This is a genomic window from Pseudomonas putida (assembly GCF_025905425.1).
GTDB lineage: Bacteria > Pseudomonadota > Gammaproteobacteria > Pseudomonadales > Pseudomonadaceae > Aquipseudomonas > Aquipseudomonas putida_AF.
Genome location: NZ_CP109603.1, coordinates 3,007,783 through 3,023,676, shown reverse-complemented (window position 1 = coordinate 3,023,676; position 15,894 = coordinate 3,007,783). Strand labels below are relative to the sequence as shown.

14 protein-coding genes, 1 tRNA gene and 1 pseudogene are annotated in these 15,894 nt (G+C 57.6%); 8 read left to right on the top strand and 8 right to left on the bottom strand.

Features of this window, described 5'->3' with window-relative positions; translation table 11 throughout:
- The first annotated feature begins 8 nt into the window (after positions 1 to 8).
- From pheT to OGV19_RS13375, 4 genes are all read left to right on the top strand, one after another.
- Positions 9 to 2,390 (top strand): phenylalanine--tRNA ligase subunit beta, encoded by a 2,382-nt coding sequence (pheT, locus tag OGV19_RS13390; RefSeq protein ID WP_264313820.1) that lies wholly within the window; start codon positions 9 to 11, stop codon positions 2,388 to 2,390.
- 4 nt (positions 2,391 to 2,394) lie between these two features.
- Positions 2,395 to 2,697, top strand: coding sequence for an integration host factor subunit alpha (gene ihfA, locus OGV19_RS13385; RefSeq protein ID WP_003250679.1), 303 nt, complete (start codon positions 2,395 to 2,397; stop codon positions 2,695 to 2,697).
- Positions 2,678 to 3,034, top strand: coding sequence for a MerR family transcriptional regulator (locus OGV19_RS13380; protein WP_008100384.1), 357 nt, complete (start codon positions 2,678 to 2,680; stop codon positions 3,032 to 3,034). Before ihfA ends, OGV19_RS13380 begins: the two co-directional genes overlap by 20 nt.
- 98 nt (positions 3,035 to 3,132) lie before the next feature.
- Positions 3,133 to 3,209 (top strand) — tRNA-Pro (locus OGV19_RS13375).
- Between the two features lie 201 nt (positions 3,210 to 3,410).
- Here the strand turns inward: OGV19_RS13375 and OGV19_RS13370 are convergent.
- The 4 genes and pseudogenes from OGV19_RS13370 to OGV19_RS13355 all read right to left on the bottom strand — a co-directional run bounded on the left by OGV19_RS13370 (position 3,411) and on the right by OGV19_RS13355 (position 5,610).
- A complete protein-coding gene (locus OGV19_RS13370) occupies positions 3,411 to 4,496 on the bottom strand; it encodes an HNH endonuclease (protein ID WP_264313819.1) in 1,086 nt (361 codons plus the stop codon).
- A 171-nt stretch (positions 4,497 to 4,667) separates the two neighbouring features.
- Positions 4,668 to 4,826: pseudogene (locus tag OGV19_RS13365) on the bottom strand (AAA family ATPase); the annotation flags it as partial.
- Between the two features lie 257 nt (positions 4,827 to 5,083).
- Positions 5,084 to 5,353, bottom strand: coding sequence for a DUF3077 domain-containing protein (locus tag OGV19_RS13360; RefSeq protein WP_264313818.1), 270 nt, complete (start codon positions 5,351 to 5,353; stop codon positions 5,084 to 5,086).
- A 14-nt stretch (positions 5,354 to 5,367) separates the two neighbouring features.
- Positions 5,368 to 5,610 carry a hypothetical protein gene (locus OGV19_RS13355; RefSeq protein WP_264313817.1) on the bottom strand — a complete coding sequence of 81 codons (243 nt, stop codon included), beginning with the start codon at positions 5,608 to 5,610 and terminating at the stop codon, positions 5,368 to 5,370.
- A gap of 253 nt (positions 5,611 to 5,863) precedes the next feature.
- Here OGV19_RS13355 and OGV19_RS13350 point away from each other — a divergent pair, with 253 nt between their 5' ends.
- The gene (locus OGV19_RS13350; RefSeq protein ID WP_319026075.1) at positions 5,864 to 6,529 is read left to right on the top strand and encodes a GNAT family N-acetyltransferase; all 666 of its coding nucleotides are present in this window, start codon (positions 5,864 to 5,866) and stop codon (positions 6,527 to 6,529) included.
- Positions 6,530 to 6,539: 10 nt separating this feature from the next.
- A complete protein-coding gene (locus OGV19_RS13345) occupies positions 6,540 to 6,758 on the top strand; it encodes an HNH endonuclease (RefSeq protein ID WP_264313816.1) in 219 nt (72 codons plus the stop codon).
- A 79-nt stretch (positions 6,759 to 6,837) separates the two neighbouring features.
- On the opposite strand, the gene OGV19_RS13340 is transcribed toward OGV19_RS13345, so the two are convergent.
- On the bottom strand, positions 6,838 to 8,883 hold the full coding sequence (locus OGV19_RS13340) for a TonB-dependent receptor domain-containing protein (protein ID WP_264313815.1): 2,046 nt from the start codon (positions 8,881 to 8,883) through the stop codon (positions 6,838 to 6,840).
- A gap of 255 nt (positions 8,884 to 9,138) precedes the next feature.
- Here OGV19_RS13340 and OGV19_RS13335 point away from each other — a divergent pair, with 255 nt between their 5' ends.
- A complete protein-coding gene (locus OGV19_RS13335) occupies positions 9,139 to 9,855 on the top strand; it encodes a hypothetical protein (protein WP_264313814.1) in 717 nt (238 codons plus the stop codon).
- A gap of 65 nt (positions 9,856 to 9,920) precedes the next feature.
- Positions 9,921 to 10,394, top strand: a complete 474-nt coding sequence (locus OGV19_RS13330; protein ID WP_264313813.1) for an OsmC family protein — start codon at positions 9,921 to 9,923, stop codon at positions 10,392 to 10,394.
- Positions 10,395 to 10,554: 160 nt separating this feature from the next.
- Here the strand turns inward: OGV19_RS13330 and OGV19_RS13325 are convergent, their stop codons facing one another.
- The 3 genes from OGV19_RS13325 to OGV19_RS13315 form a co-directional block, all read right to left on the bottom strand.
- Positions 10,555 to 12,966 carry a DUF262 domain-containing protein gene (locus OGV19_RS13325; protein WP_264313812.1) on the bottom strand — a complete coding sequence of 804 codons (2,412 nt, stop codon included), beginning with the start codon at positions 12,964 to 12,966 and terminating at the stop codon, positions 10,555 to 10,557.
- Positions 12,963 to 14,759, bottom strand: a complete 1,797-nt coding sequence (locus OGV19_RS13320; RefSeq protein ID WP_264313811.1) for a DUF262 domain-containing protein — start codon at positions 14,757 to 14,759, stop codon at positions 12,963 to 12,965. Before OGV19_RS13320 ends, OGV19_RS13325 begins: the two co-directional genes overlap by 4 nt.
- Positions 14,760 to 14,891: 132 nt before the next feature.
- Positions 14,892 to 15,815, bottom strand: coding sequence for a hypothetical protein (locus tag OGV19_RS13315; protein ID WP_264313810.1), 924 nt, complete (start codon positions 15,813 to 15,815; stop codon positions 14,892 to 14,894).
- Between the last annotated feature and the right edge of the window lie 79 nt (positions 15,816 to 15,894).

Below are 15,894 nucleotides of genomic sequence, written 5' to 3'. Positions count from 1 at the left end.
AGAACAGCATGAAATTCAGTGAACAGTGGCTGCGCGGTTGGGTAAACCCGCAAGTCTCCCGTGACGAACTGGTCGCCCGCCTGTCCATGGCCGGCCTCGAAGTCGACAGCGTGACCCCCGCTGCCGGCCAGTTCAGCGGCATCGTCGTGGGCGAAATCCTCGCCACCGAGCAACACCCGGACGCCGACAAGTTGCGCGTCTGCCAGGTCAGCAACGGCCAGGAAACCTTCCAGGTGGTCTGCGGCGCCCCCAATGCGCGCCCGGGCATCAAGATCCCGTTCGCCATGATCGGCGCCGAACTGTCGGACGACTTCAAGATCAAGAAAGCCAAGCTGCGCGGCGTCGAGTCGTTCGGCATGCTGTGCTCGGCTGCCGAGCTGCAGATCAGCGAAGAGAACGACGGCCTGCTGGAACTGGCGGCTGACGCCCCGGTTGGCGAAGACATTCGCCAGTACCTGAGCCTTGACGACGCCAGCATCGAGATCGGCCTGACCCCGAATCGCGGTGACTGCTTGTCCCTGGCCGGCCTGGCCCGCGACGTCAGCGCCCTGTACAACGTACCGGTCACCCGCCCAGTCGTCCCGGCTGTACCGCCTGCCCACGACGAAGTGCGCCCGGTCGAGGTTTCTGCCCCGGCTGCCTGCCCACGCTACCTGGGCCGCGTCATCCGCAACGTCGACCTGTCCAAACCGACCCCGCTGTGGATGGTTGAACGTCTGCGCCGCAGTGACGTGCGCAGCATCGACGCCGCCGTCGACATCACCAACTACGTGATGCTCGAACTCGGCCAGCCGATGCACGCCTTCGACCTCGCCGAAATCAACGGTGGCATCCGCGTACGCATGGCCGAAGAGGGCGAAAAACTCGTCCTGCTCGACGGCCAGGAAGTCGCCCTGCGCGCCGACACCTTGGTCATCGCCGACCACACCCGCGCCTTGGCCATTGCTGGCGTCATGGGTGGCGAGCACAGCGGCGTCAACACCGAAAAAACCCGCGACCTGTTCCTCGAAAGCGCCTTCTTCGAGCCAATCTCGGTCGCTGGCAAGGCCCGTTCCTATGGCCTGCACACCGATGCCTCGCACCGCTACGAGCGCGGCGTCGACTCGCAGCTGGCCCGCGAAGCCATGGAACGCGCCACTGCGTTGCTGCTGGAAATCGTCGGCGGCGAAGCCGGCCCGATCATCGAAGCCGTCAGCGAACAGCACCTGCCGAACGTCGCCCCGGTAACCCTGCGCGCCGAACGTATCACCCAGATGCTCGGCATGGAGCTGGAAGCCGCCCAGGTGGAGCAACTGCTCAACGCCCTGGAGCTGACCACCACGGCAAACGGGGCAGGGCAGTGGACCGTCAACGTCCCGAGCCACCGCTTCGACATCAGCCTGGAAGTCGACCTGATCGAAGAACTGGCCCGCCTGTACGGCTACAACAACTTGCCGGTCCGCTACCCACAGGCGCGCCTCGCGCCCCAGGGCAAGCCGGAAACCCGCGGTGACCTGCCGAACCTGCGCCGCCTGCTGGTCGCCCGCGGCTACCAGGAAGCCATTACCTACAGCTTCATCGACCCGAAGCTGTTCGAACTGTTCACCCCTGGCGTCGAGCCACTGCTGCTGGCCAACCCGATCTCCAGCGACATGGCCGCCATGCGCGCGTCCCTGTGGCCGGGCCTGGTCAAGGCACTGCAGCACAACCTCAACCGCCAGCAAGATCGCGTACGCCTGTTCGAAAGCGGCCTGCGCTTCGTCGGCCAGCTCGGTAACCTTGAGCAGCAACCGATGATCGCCGGCGTCGTCACCGGCAGCCGCCTGCCAGAAGGCTGGGCGAACGGCCGCGACGGCATCGACTTCTTCGATGTAAAAGCCGACGTTGAAGCCCTGCTGGGCTACTCCGGCGCCCTGAGCGACTTCACCTTCAGCGCGGGTAAACACCCCGCGCTGCACCCCGGCCAGACCGCCCTCATCGAGCGCGACGGCAAGCCAGTCGGCCACCTTGGCGCCATCCACCCCGAGCTTGCCAAAGCCCTGGGCTTGGACCGCCCGGTGTTCCTGTTCGAGCTGGTGTTGGGTGACGTGGTCGAAGGCCGCCTGCCGAAGTTCAGCGAACTGTCCAAGTTCCCAGAAACCCGTCGTGACCTGGCTTTGATTGCAGGACGTGATGTAGCTTCTAACGCGGTGCTTGAATTAATTCGTGACAATGCAGGCGAATGGCTTACAGACCTCAGGCTGTTTGATGTCTACCAAGGTAAAGGCATTGATCCTGATAGAAAAAGCCTGGCCGTCGGCTTGACCTGGCAGCATCCATCGCGCACTCTTAACGACGATGAGGTGAACGTAACCCTGCAAAATATCCTCACCTCGCTCGAACAAAGGTTGAACACCACGTTAAGGAAATAACGGCATGGGTGCTCTGACGAAAGCTGAGATGGCCGAAAGGCTGTACGAGGAGCTGGGGCTTAACAAGCGTGAGGCCAAGGAGTTGGTCGAGCTGTTTTTCGAAGAAATTCGGCACGCACTTGAAGAGAACGAGCAGGTCAAGCTGTCCGGTTTCGGCAACTTCGACCTTCGCGACAAACGCCAGCGGCCGGGCCGCAACCCCAAGACAGGGGAAGAGATCCCGATCACCGCTCGCCGCGTCGTCACCTTTCGTCCAGGGCAGAAGTTGAAGGCCCGGGTTGAGGCCTATGCTGGAACCAAGCCATAACGACGAACTGCCCCCCATACCGGGCAAACGCTACTTCACCATTGGTGAAGTGAGCGAGCTTTGTGCGGTAAAGCCGCACGTGCTGCGGTATTGGGAGCAGGAGTTCCCTCAGTTGAACCCCGTGAAGCGGCGGGGGAATCGGCGGTATTACCAGCGCCAGGACGTGCTGATGATCCGCCAGATTCGGGCGCTGCTTTATGACCAAGGGTTCACCATTGGCGGGGCGCGGTTGCGGCTCTCCAGTGATGAGGTGAAGGATGAGTCAAGCCAGTACAAGCAGCTGATTCGGCAGATGATTGTTGAGTTGGAAGATGTGTTGGTGGTGTTGAAGAAGTGATTTGCTCTGACGGATGGAAAATTTTTGAGAAAAAGCTTCCATTTATCAAAAGGTTAGGGTAGATTCTTCATCGTTCTCAGCGGTATCGAGAATAGAGTCGGGGCGTAGCGCAGCCCGGTAGCGCACTTGCATGGGGTGCAAGGGGTCGAGTGTTCGAATCACTCCGTCCCGACCAAAAAATCCCTAAAAAACCCAGCAACTAATCATTGCTGGGTTTTTTTATGGCTGAAATCTGTAAATCAGGTATGCAGAATCCAATCTAGTGCCGTTCTGGTGGCATCCGCCCCTGGGCTGAACGCTTGTTCGATAGGTCTCTAACGTTCAGTTCCCTGCTCGTTGACGCCCGCACTAGCATACAGGGCGCTCAAATCAGCCCTTAATTTTCAATGGCATATATCCGCTGTTTCAAGCGATCGTTAACCGCTGCGCCGTGCACCCCAGAGTGAATCTCCCGATGGCAATTCGGACATACCGCTCCCACATAGCGTGGATGATCTAAGCCTCCATCAGAAAGCCGATTAACATGGTGCGGCTCTAGATAGTGTGAGCCATCCTTCTTTTTGAAGGGCGCCGGCTTTTCGCAGCTCTCACATGTGCCATCTGCTCGCATCAATACATAGTGAGCAATCTTTCGGCTACGTAAGTAAATTTTACGTGGGGCGGATTGGCCCAAATTGTCGGTGACGGGCTTACAGGCCGCTAGCGCTGCCTCCCTAGCCGCCGCCAGTGAGAGCGGAAGCTCAGCCTCACCCTGCGAATCCTTCCCAATAAATTGCTCGGCATTCTCTACTGGTACCAAGCGAAATACGAACGCCGTACGGTCGTGTCCATCCACGTCTGGCTGGATACGCTCAAGGATATCGGCACAAGAAAACTCGCCTTTGTAGCGATTGCCGTTGCCTTTACCTAGCGATTCAAACAGATAGATTGCTTTGCCGTTTTCCGCATGTTCCGCTAACGCTCGATTGCCACGGGTCAGTGTCATATCACCGCGCTGGCCTTCCCCTGTGTAAAGGTAAGCACCGTCCTCCCAATCATCGGCATAACCGTATTGCTCGCCGCTGTCCCCTGTGAAAATGAAAATTGCAGGATGTGTAGCGGATGCGGAGATACCGCTTTGCCGGCTGCCACCGAACGGGCCATTTATCTCTGTCTTACGGTCATAAACAGCTCCAGGGGTGAATTGCAAAGCAACTTCGCTATCCACCCGCAGTAGAACAACCTTGAAGCCTCTTTTCTCTAAGTAGCTGTTAGTCGCACCACCTGAGAACTCACTAACGGGTACGCCGGTAGCGAGAGATACAATTTGTTTGGCTGGGTACTGAACCCCCTCTAGGTCGATGGAGTAACGGTGTGCCGAGTTTACTTCCCAGCCCAGCCACTCTTGCTTGCTCCTCAGCTCACGGTCAAATTCTCGCAAGGCTTCATGAATTCGTTCCTTCGATACCGCTTTGATCGCCACGATTGCCGCCCTTTGTCGACGAGTGTTGTAGGAAATGTCCTATCGTCACCAAAGTAGCAAAGGGATTCAACGTTTAACAGGCGAAGAGCCACCACCGAAGAGCCCGAGGGTGTGCTGATTGCTTTGACCGGCGGGCTCAAAGGCATGCAGGAGTCCTCAGCGCGGTGTTGCCCGGCTCAACCTGCAAGGATGATGGTCTTTGATGGGCACTTCACCGCGCTTCATGCGTGCGCTCATCTCTGGCCCGGCCCACCAGGTCGAATCCAATCCGCCTTCGCGGGCGAGCGCTTCGATCACGCCGCCCTGGGCAATTTCGGCGAGCAGGCGCAGTCCATCAGTTTGGAGGCTTGGTTTTTGGCATGCTGGGTGGTTCCGGGGGGGGCGGCGGTGAAGAGCTGTTGAGGTAGGCCGTAGGAGGAATATGGATTGCATTCACGAGCGACGGTTGTGATGCCGTCTTTCGGCATTAACGGGGCTCTTGGAAGTCGTCTACGAAGGGCATGGATCGCTGGGGCCGCTATGCGGCCCTTTCGCGACACAAGGCCGCTCCTACAGGGGGCGGCGTTGGGCGTGTAGAGGGGTTGTATTCAAGAAGTTGTAAGCATGCCCAGTTCGGCATCGTCTAGCAGTGCCTTGGCCAGGGCGCAGAGGTAGTGCGAGGCCCAGAGCAGTTGGGGTTTGTCTTCCATGAGGCCGTCGATGGACAGGTCGCGGGCGTAGCCCATCAGTTCCGAGGCTTGTTCGCGGGCGCTCTGGCAGGGGATGCCGGGTTCGATGCGGAACAAGGGGTGGGTCTGGTTTTCACCTTGGTAGAAGGTAGTTTTGCCGACAGTGAATTTGGTTTCTTCGGTGGCCATTGTTTGATCTCCCTTCAGTGCTGGCTCGTCGGATCCGACGGCATTTGCAGCTGCGCCAATGCCACTTCAAGTATTCTGCGCAGGGCTTCTAGCTCATGCACTGAGGTCATGATCAACAAGGAGGAGGGCGACCTGGGTTGCATCAACATCGCCTGCTGGGCAACGGCTTCGGCACAGAGTGCGTAGTCTGCGGCCATCATCAGCGTGTCTTCCAGGGAGTGGAAGTTGTGGGGTGGGTCGGGGACTATCTTCAGCATTTTTTGGTCCTCAGTAGAGCGACCAGCGCTTGCTGTCAAACAAGTGGTGGCAGCTGTGCATGGGTTGACAGACCGGTGAAGACCAAACCGGCGCACACAGGGTGCCCCACACACAACTGCCATAGGGCAAAGCCGCGTGTTTGGTCGTCATCAGCCTGTCAAAGCTAGTCGTTTATGTGCAACGACCCGCCGAGACTAGAACGCTGAAAAATCGACCGCAACGAAAAACAGGCGCCGGGAGTATCTTTGGGAAATGCCCTACAGGAAAGGGGCTAAATCTGATTTTTCTGCCATTACGCGTAACTGTATGTGTCGCGCGAAATCCGGCAATCAGCTCACACACTTCGACAAGCTCGCCGGTTCTCATGTACACGTCAGTCATTGCATATGGAAATCACCCGGAGGAAGCATAGTGTCCATACACCCATTGGCGGCGAGTGAATGGCGAGTCTACCGAGACCTACGTTTACAGGCCCTGATCGACTCACCCGATGCCTTCGCAAGCCGATACGAAGATGAGGCTGCCAGAGACGATTCAGCGTGGGCAACACGCGTCTCTGCAGTTGCCAGTTCCGCAAGCGCCCAAGTATTGATTGCCTTTCAGCAGACTGAACCCTGTGGCTTGGTGTGGTGTAAATCCTTAGACGCTGACCCCCTTGTCGTTGAGCTTTTCCAGATGTGGGTAGCCCCGTCGTCTCGCGGAACAGGCGCCGGAAGAGCTTTACTCGATGCAGCCATCGCCTGGGCTGTAACGCGCGATGCAGAGCGTGTCTGCTTGGGCGTTACCCTCGCAGACAGCCCGGCAATGCATCTGTACCAATCAAGTGGCTTCCGCCCTGTCGGGGAGCCGGAGCCTTTGCGGCCAGGTTCCGCTTTGACGTCGCAACCCATGGAACTGCACTTGAAGCGCCCCGGATAATGCAGGCCTGATGCAGCTCAGGGATCCCGATGTAGTGGCCGAGGCTCTTCACAGGGCTGACGGTTCATGCGAGGTTTGCCAAAAGCCTGCGCCCTTCAAAAGGAAATCAGACGGGACCCCTTATCTTGAAGTCCATCACATCGTCAGGCTGTCGGATGGCGGCATGGATGATTTGGATAACGTCTGTGTAGTTTGCCCCAACTGCCATCGTCAGGCGCATTTCGGCTGAGCGCCATGCGCCAGCGAGTGGCTATCCACCTAACCCAGAATTCGCGTAGAAGCGCGAATTCTGGGTTGTCCGCTGCCAATTAGAAGTAGGTGGTTATCCCAGCAAAATACGCCCGCCCGGGTACGTAATAGCTGGTCGAGTCATCACGGGGGTCTTCATCCAACAGGTTCTGCACGCCGACGTTTACGGTGAGCCAGCGGGTGGCTGCCCAGTTGGCGGTCAGGTCGTACGTGGTGTACGGCTTGACGAAGTCGGTACCCAGGCCGCGTTGCTTGCCCACGTGCTGAGCTGACAACTCGGTGCCGATCCGTTCGGTGATCTGCCAGTCGATGGCGCTGAACAACGACAGCTTCGGCGAGCTGATCAGGTCGCGACCGGTCGACAGGTTGCGGCTTTCGAGCATGTAGGTGGCGTTGGTGCGCCAGCTGGCGTTTTCCCACAACGGCACTTTGGTGCTGCCTTCCCAGCCGCGGGTGCGGGCTTTGTCAGCATTTTCCAGCATAGTCCACCAGCGGCCCTGGAAGTACCCCAGCGGCGCATACTCGATTTTGTCTTTGAAGTCGGTGTGGAAGTAAGTGAGGCTGGCCTCCCAACCGTCGTGGTCGAAGGAGACGCCAATCTCTTTGTTGGTGCTGATTTCCGGACGCAGGTTCGGGTTGCCTGCCATCCAGCAACTGCCGGTCACGTAACCCAGCGGGCGTAGCGATGTACAACCGCGACCGCCAGAGTTGGTCGCCGCGCCAGCACTGCCTTCTTTCAGGCTGGGGGCGCGGAAGCCTCGTGACACACCACCGCGTACGGTCCAGTCAGGGTGAGGGTGATAGACCACGTAAGCACGTGGGCTGTTGTGGTTGCCATATTCGTCGCTGTGGTCGAAGCGGTTGCCCAACGTTAGCGATAGGTTGTCGAGCAGAAACAGCTCGTCCTCGATGAACAGCGCAGAATAGTCGCCCTCAAGCTCCGCGCCGCCCACCACTGCCCCTTGGTAATCAACCGGTACGGTGCCCAGGGTGTCGGTATTGGTCAGTTGCTCACGTTTCCACTGGCCGCCAACGGTGAGGCGCTGGTTTACCAGCAGGTCAAACGGGATGTTAAGGCTACCCTCGACGATTTTTTCTTCCGAGTTGGCCTTGCCCTCGCTGAGTTCGTTGTTGAACTTGTTCAGGTAAGCGTCGATACGCGAGGTACCAAAGCCCCAGTCGCCGTGGTGAGAGACCACGAAGCTATCACGGGTCAGGCGCCCGGCACCGAAGCCCTCACCGACCGTGTCACCCCAGTCACCGAAGGTTTTCTTCGACGACCACGAACGCTCCACGCCTTGGACAGCCTCGAAGGACAACTCATGGTTGTCGTTGATCTGCCAATTAAGCAAGGCGTTGACGCTGTGGTCTTTGGAGCCGCCGGCGCCGTCGTTGTAAACGAAGTCACCTAGTGCGTCGAGGCGCGGCGCGGCTTCGTCGGCAGCGCGCCGGGTCATGTTGGCGCCCAGGCGCAGCCCCAGGGCGTCGGTGACAGGGCCAGAGAGGTTAACGCTGGTTTGGTTGGTCTGACCACGATCGGAGTCTTCTGGGATCGTGGTATTGACGTTTAGCGAGCCGCTCCACTCACGGGATACCTTGCGGGTGATGATGTTGATCACGCCGCCCATGGCGTCCGAGCCATACAACGACGACATCGGCCCGCGCACGATCTCGATCCGCTCAATCATGTTTGGCGAGATCCAGTTGATGTCCTGGCGACCCAGATCACGGCGGTAGTTAGTGTCGGCGGAACTGCCGATGCGTTTACCGTCCACCAGGATCAAGGTGTATTTGTCGTCAAGGCCGCGCAGTTTGATCTTCGACTGCTCGCCCACGGGGCCGTAACCCCCTGTGACGCCGGGGATGCGGCGTAGCAGGCTGTTTAGGTCGTAGACCGGCTGGCGCTCGATCTCTTCCCGGGTGATGACGCTGACGCTGGCCGGCGCATCTCGCACATCCGTGCCGCCGCCAGTGGCGGTGACGAACGAGGCTTGCAGTTCTGTGGCGGGGAGCGGTTCAAGCTCGTGAATTTCCTCGGCCTGGACCGCAGTCGCGGCGAGCAGTGCGACGGTGAGCAGGGCACGGGAAAAAGGTGGGTATGGCATTGTGGAACAGTCCTTGTCGATCGGTTGGATTCCAGGGGCAGAATGCAATCGGGGCGGGACAGTAACGCAAATGAGAATTGTTTAAAAGAAAATGTGAAAAATAATTTACCTAGAATTTACAAAAAAATGACCCGGCGAATGGGCATTCCAGGCTTGCGGCCAGGGCTGCTTGGGCGGCTAGCCGCGTTCCTCACCATGGACTTTCTCCCTTCAGGGCTCGAAACTAGCCCGTCTGGCAAAACCCCAAGGAAGGCCATGACTAACCTCAAGTGCACAAGCTCCCTGCTGCTATTGCTGGCCGCCGCCTCCCTCACCGCCTGCGTCCCCTGGCAGCGCGAACGCCCCGCCTACGCAGACCTCTGCCAATCCGAGTTTCAGTTCAAAGTGCCAGGTCCACAGGGCGAGAGCACCCTGTACCTGGAAACCTACCTCTACGACCACGCTGCCCAATGGAGCGACCGGCCAGTCGAGCAAGCCCTGCACGTCGAGTACCCGGGCGAGAAATACGCGCGACGTGAGTTCTATGTGCAACTGATTGCCTACAACAAAAACCGCCAGCGTCCATCGACCGGCTCTAACCATGGCGAGCCACCGATCCCGATCCTCTACGACAGCCGCCAGGCCTATATCACCTTCGAAGACGGCTCACGCCTGCAGGCGCGGCCCGAGCTTTACCTGGGCATCAACAAAACCTACGACTATCCGCTCGTTTACCCGCCTTCCGCGCGCCCATCGCCCTACGACATCAACAGCGACGAAGTGCACCGCAACATCCCCAGGATCACCAACAACAAGCGCTACGGCTCGGCCTATGTGATCTTCCAGACCGATAAGTTCGATGCCGATTCCCAGTGGACCATCCACCTGGGCGCACTGGAGGTCCAAGGCCAGAAATTGCCAATTCCACCGCTCCAACTCTGCTACCAGCCCGTGAAGAAATGGATCGGTATCGAGCCTTTGATGCGGCCATGAAGTCACGCATTAACCGGCAATGGAAAGCACCCTGAACGGTGCCATGAATGAAGATGAGGTAAAGGATGAGCAAGCACACATACGAAGTATCGGTAACCTGGACAGGCAATCAGGGCACAGGCACCTCCAGCTATACGGCCTACACCCGTGACTACGCAATCGAGGCCTCTGGCAAGCCGGCGCTGCTTGGTTCGGCGGACCCTGCCTTTCGCGGTGACCCGCAACGCTGGAACCCGGAAGACCTCCTGCTGGCCTCGTTGTCGGCGTGCCACAAGCTCTGGTACCTGCACTTGTGTGCGGTCAACAAAGTGACGGTACTGGCTTATATCGACCAGGCACAGGGTGTGATGGTCGAGGGGGATGGCGAGCGCAAAGGGCATTTCATTTCAGTGGTGCTGCGCCCACATATCACCGTGAGCGCAGGCTCGGACGTGGACTTCGCCGTGCGCCTGCATGAGCAGGCGCACCATGAGTGCTTTATCGCCAACTCGGTGAACTTCCCTGTGAGCTGCGAGCCGGTCATCACTGCCCAGGGGTGATCGGCTCGGTCCGTAAAAGTGTTTGAACTGCCCAACTGCAGGAAGGCGGGGGTGGACCTGATACTGGTGGCTGTCGCGACCGGGATCAAACCGAATACGTGTTTCGGGTCAAGCAGGCACAGTCGCGAAGTTGTGCCCGCTTTCCCTCGATCATTTAACCTTACAAGGTAGCAGTCATCTGTTTATCCAGGGTTTTGACCGCTTTAGCCATGGCGCGCAGTTTGGAATGAATGGCGGCTTGTGTGACGTCTAGCTTCAGCACTTCTTTCTGCACCTCAAACTCAAAGGTATTGATCAGCATTTTTTCCAGGTCAGGCACAGGCTTCAACGCTTTTCGATCTACCTCGATTCTGAAGGCGCCTGCGCGTGAAAAAATCCAGGGGTACACGGTGTGGTTCTGGAAGGGGAGTGCGATGTACAGGAACGGTTCAAACTCCGAGCCACTGGCGGCCTCATAGGTATCTGCTCGTAGCGGCAAGAGGGATTTCTGGACAGTTTCCTCAGCAAGCTGAAGGTGCAGGTGATAGCTGAACAGCTCGGCATGCATGCCACTCATGCGGCTTTTGGTGAGCATGTAGATGTAGTTTCCCTCCCAGCGCAGTGCATGTTCACCGCAGTAGCGGAAGATCGCCGGCGTTTGCACCATGATCTGGCGCCAAGGTTCCAGGCCTTTGGCGCTGGCTATCAACTCATCGAGTTGGTCATCGAGCGAAGCGTCAAGGTCGATTTGATCCAGCAGCTTATGTAACAGCGCGCGCGCTTCCTGAACGTTCTCCCCAACACCGCCGCGCAACAGCCGCTTCCAACTGGCTTGCTCCGACGCCGAGTTGACGAGGAACGAATAGTTGTAGCCACTTGGCAACAGGTAGTCGCCCAATGTCAGCAATGCGCGTTCCCAGCGGTAGTCCGGTCGGCTATCGAGGCCGCGCGCATTGAACATCTTTTCCGCCTTGCTCAGGTATTCGGAAAAACGCTTCTGCAGCGCAACATGTTGGCTGGCTGTCCATTGCGGCAGTGCCGCCTTACGGCGCTTGTCCAGAACGCCACTGAACTCAAGCAGAAACTCGATTTGCCCTTTGAAGTAGCCATGTTTTTCTGCGCGCTCGATCAGTGCGCGCCACCCGCTGTGGGCGAGTAGCAGCTCGGCTTTAAGCTGCTCTTCACTGACCTGCTGCAAGTAGAAGCCGGTAGTGGGTTTCTCGCTGGTCGCGAAGTGGCCAAGGATGTCGCTGGCATGGGGCAGCAGGGCCTGCACCGCCAGCAGGCTACGTTGCATATCGGCTGGCCGCTCGAAGCTGGAATTGATCGACAAGTTGTAGATTACCCGCATCCACGCCAGAAGGGCTTCTGGCTCTGGCTGCTTGCCCGCTGCCCGCAAGAAGGCAACGTAGGCAAAGATCTGCACCAGGTCGTTATAGGCGAGTGTCATCGGTTCGTGGACCAGACGCTGGAACATCGCCGCTTCGTTAAAGTACGGATTGGGTGGGAGCACCGGCGTGAACTGGGTGCTTTGTGCACTCCAGGTTTCCAGCAGCAACATGAGTGTGGTGGAGAACTCGCGCTCCAGCCATCCACCCTTATGGTACAAGGCATAGGCTGACTTCAGTGGCGTGGTCCTGAAGGTGCTGATGTCCTCCAGGTACCCTGCGGACTCCGGGTTACGACAGATAAATGCCACTGCATGGAAAAAGTTCATGATGGCATCGTCGAAAAGGTGAGTTTCCTTGTCGCGATACCTCCAGAAGAAATCAGCCCAGCGGGTATCCATGCAGCGTGCGAAGTAATCTGCGACAGTGAACGCTTGGTCGCCGATATCGCGAGTCTCGTCGCCGAACTGGTCCTTTAATTCATGCTCGAAGCGAGCCTTGAATGTCTCGAAGGCGGTGAGCGACTTACCCCGGGCGTTCATTTTTATGTACAAATCGTCGGAGAGCCCGAAGTGATCAAGGTCAAGCAGCTGGAATGTGATCACCGGTTGTTCTTCGTCCATCAACCGTGAGTAGGCCCCGGTGACGTTACTGAAGTGTTGGTGAATAGCATCCAGCATGATCAGGCAGGACTGAATGGTCGGATCCAGGCGCCAGTAACGGAAATACCAGGCTTGGTTCTTGATCAGTTTGGCCAATGTAGTGCCGTCTGCGGCGTTGCGCGCCGGCCAGAAATTAACCAGCTCATCGAAGAACTCGGCGCTGCTAGGGCGTACGCTGTAAGAAAAGCGCGAGCCCGTGCCTTCACAAAAAATTCGGCAGAACTCGGCCTGGCAGTCGTCACGCCAGGCCAGGTACCAGTGCAACAAGAAGAGGGTGGTCAGTCGCTGTTGGCCGTCGAGGGGCAGGAATCGTGGCGGCCCTTCGATGTCGACGCTGCCGTAGATGAAATCGAGGTTCAGGGGCAATGCGGCATCATCTGGAGCCAACGAGAATGCATGCTGCAGATTGCCGAGAAACTCTTCACGTACATCTTCGACGGCTGGGCGGCCCTGGGCATAGTCCCGCTGGATCATCGGAATCTGAATGCGCTGATGGTGGCTCATCAGCTGCTTCAGGGTGATCTGAGTGCCTGACTCGCTCATCGGGTAATCTCCTGGGTTGCACTGAAGAAGCCCACCAGGGCCCGGTTGATTTCAGCTTGATAGGCGTCGCGATCGTCCTTGCTCCAGACCATCACGTTGTCGGCTTGTGGGCTGTAGCATTTGAGGAATACATTGCGGGTGCACAGCGGCACGAAGATCCCCGATTGGTCTAGGGCTAGCAGCGCTTTGCGCTTGACCGCGAACACGGCGTTCTTGTAACTGCGATTGGTCGCTTTATCGAGCAGGGCCAGGTTGCAGATACGATGGTCTGTAGGCGCTTCATCGGTTTCCTGGAAGAAGGCCAGCAGTTTGTTGTAAAGCGCTTCGAACGCTTCGTCGGAATGGCTTTTCTTTGATTGTTTGATGAATGCGTGAATGCTGCTCAACAGCTGGCTGGCCAGTCCCGCTTTCTCTTCGGGTCGCAGTGCTTCAAGGTAACCCGCACACAGGTTCAGCCAGCTCAGTTGGTCGTGCAGGCGCAGCGGGCGGCTGGAGGCGATCGAGCGTACGTGTTCGATGTCCCATTCACCGTTCTTGAAACTGTCGAACTGGAAGCGCAAGTTGGAGCGTGGGCTGTCCAGCAGGGTGGCCAGATTGAACAGCAACAGCAACGAGCGAATGGCCGGTGAATGGCGACCGTATTCCAGCTCTTTAAGGCGTTCGCTGATGCACAAGTGCAGCGCTTCGGGTTTCAGGGTGTCGAGGTCTTCGTCGCCGACGGTGCGGGCAAATACCTCTTTGCGCAGTTTGCGTTCGAATGCGCTCTTGGTTGTTTGCTGCGAGAGTTTGCAGATATCAGCGACATCCATGCCGTGATGAATCAGGAACCCGACAATGTGGTAGAGGGTGCGGTCTTCAAACCACTCTTCCAGCATCATGAAGGTTTGCTTGATGCGCAGCCACACCTTCGAGGTGGCGCCAGTCTCCTCGAGTTTGCGGCTATAGGCATGGAAGACCCCATGCTCATCCTGGCCCGCCTCATTGCCCAACCCGTCGGCTTTGGCGACCAGATCGAACAACAGGCCGATGCGGTTCTGTGTGCGCCCTTGCTGATTGCTCAGGAAGAACCAGAACTCGTCGGCCTGAAGGGCTTTTTCCAACTGGTCCCATTCGTGGGCGATCTTCAATTGCCGAGCGGCGGTATCGGGTTCGGTGCAGTCCCCGCGTTTGAGGAACAGTGCCCGAATGAGCTCGTCATCGGTCAAGGCAATCTTGCCCACGTTCAGGCGGGTAAATGCGTCTACCGCATTGTCCTGAGCGTCCAGTTCGAACCAAATGACTCGGGTCTTGTTCAGCAATGCCGTCTTTATCTCATCGACCTCGTGAGCGCGGCGGCTGAACCAGTCCTCAATGGTTTTCAGGGCATTGAACAGGTAGAAGTAGTCGACGTTGCTGTCGGCATCGGCTTCATTGGGGTCCTCCAGAAACGCCAGCAGCTCTGGGCGGGTTTCGTAATTGAGGGTGAACAACTTCTGCCGATACTTTTCCGCCAGCCGCTCATTGAAATGACGAAGAATCAACAGCAGCGTGGTAAGACGCTGCTGGCCATCGACCACTTCGAGCTGACCCTGTGCGGTAGCTTTGATCACCAGTGGCTGCAGGCAATAGAAATCTTCTGGCTGGGGATTGCGGCGGCGGCTGAACTCGCGCACATCTTCCAGCAACTGAGTAACCTGCAGAGGCTTCCAGCGGTAGCCGCGCTGGTAAGCGGGGATCCAGAAGCGGGTCGGGTTGCCCTGTTCATCGGTGAGCAGTTCGTGGATGGGTTTGAGGCATAAATCGGAATGGTTCATTCGATTCCTTTCGGGGCGGCTCAGTGCTGCGAGAGCGCTGAATGAAGGCTGTTTGCCATCATTATGCCCATTCAGTTGCACGTAAAAAAGCGTGGCAGTTGAAGGTTGCCCATCAAGCCCACGCCAAATACGTCAAAAATCGATTTCCACTGCAAATTTACGGTTGTACCCACCCGCATAAGAACCCTGGAAAATTGAAACGACCTCGGCCTTCATGCCAAAGCTGATATCCAGGCTAACGGTCTTTCTGATTTTGTTTATGGCGCCGGGGTTGGCGATCAGGTGCTCAACGGTTTGGGCAAGCTCGGGTGCGCAACGCAAGAACGCCAGTGCCCGTTTCGCGCGTTCAGTGCTGGTCGTCAAGTGAGCCTTGTTGTAATCAACGCTAAAATCGAAGTCTAGCTTTTTGGAGAAGGAGATTTTCAAGTTCGCTGCGTTCTTGACCAGCTCTTTAGGCAGCTCGTTTTCTGCGTTGAAATGGGTGTCGGTCAGGTCTTTGACGCAGATGCGCGAGGCGCCCAGGTTTGAAAATGCCTCAAGAATCGCAACCCTGAGCCTTTCCAGTCGGCCTTCCGAAAATTTGCTTGCAGCGATGATGTTGTTTTTTTCTGCCAGGTACACACCAGGGTTGGGCGCCGCGCCTCCATAGATGGCCTGTGCCAGTTGTGGGTCGCAGATGACGATTTCACTGTCATCCGAGGGGAGATTCTTTACGAGTGTGGTGTATTGGACCTTGTTCGAAAAGACGCCCTGGAACAGTGGGTCGTCGTAGCCCATGCCGGCACTGCGCAGTGTCTTCTTATCGATGACATTGCCTTTGATGCCCGTGTCCACGATATCGAGGCCCATTTTGCTCATGGAGTCATAGATGGCCCTGCCTAGATTCGCTGTAGGTCCCAGCAGCGGGTTAACAATAGACAGCGCGGCCTCACCCCAGTTTAACGGGAGGATTTTTGCGTCTGCGATCGATGAAGCAATGCGCTTGAAAGTGATTTCGGTTTTTACGATGCGCCCAGGCTTACCGATGAAGTGTTTTCCAACGATCAAAATGTCCATACGTTTCCTGGTAGTTCTAGTCTGGGTCAATGAGGTGTGATGGCTGCTTCCACCTTCCAAGCGGTTGGGCGTTGGAGTA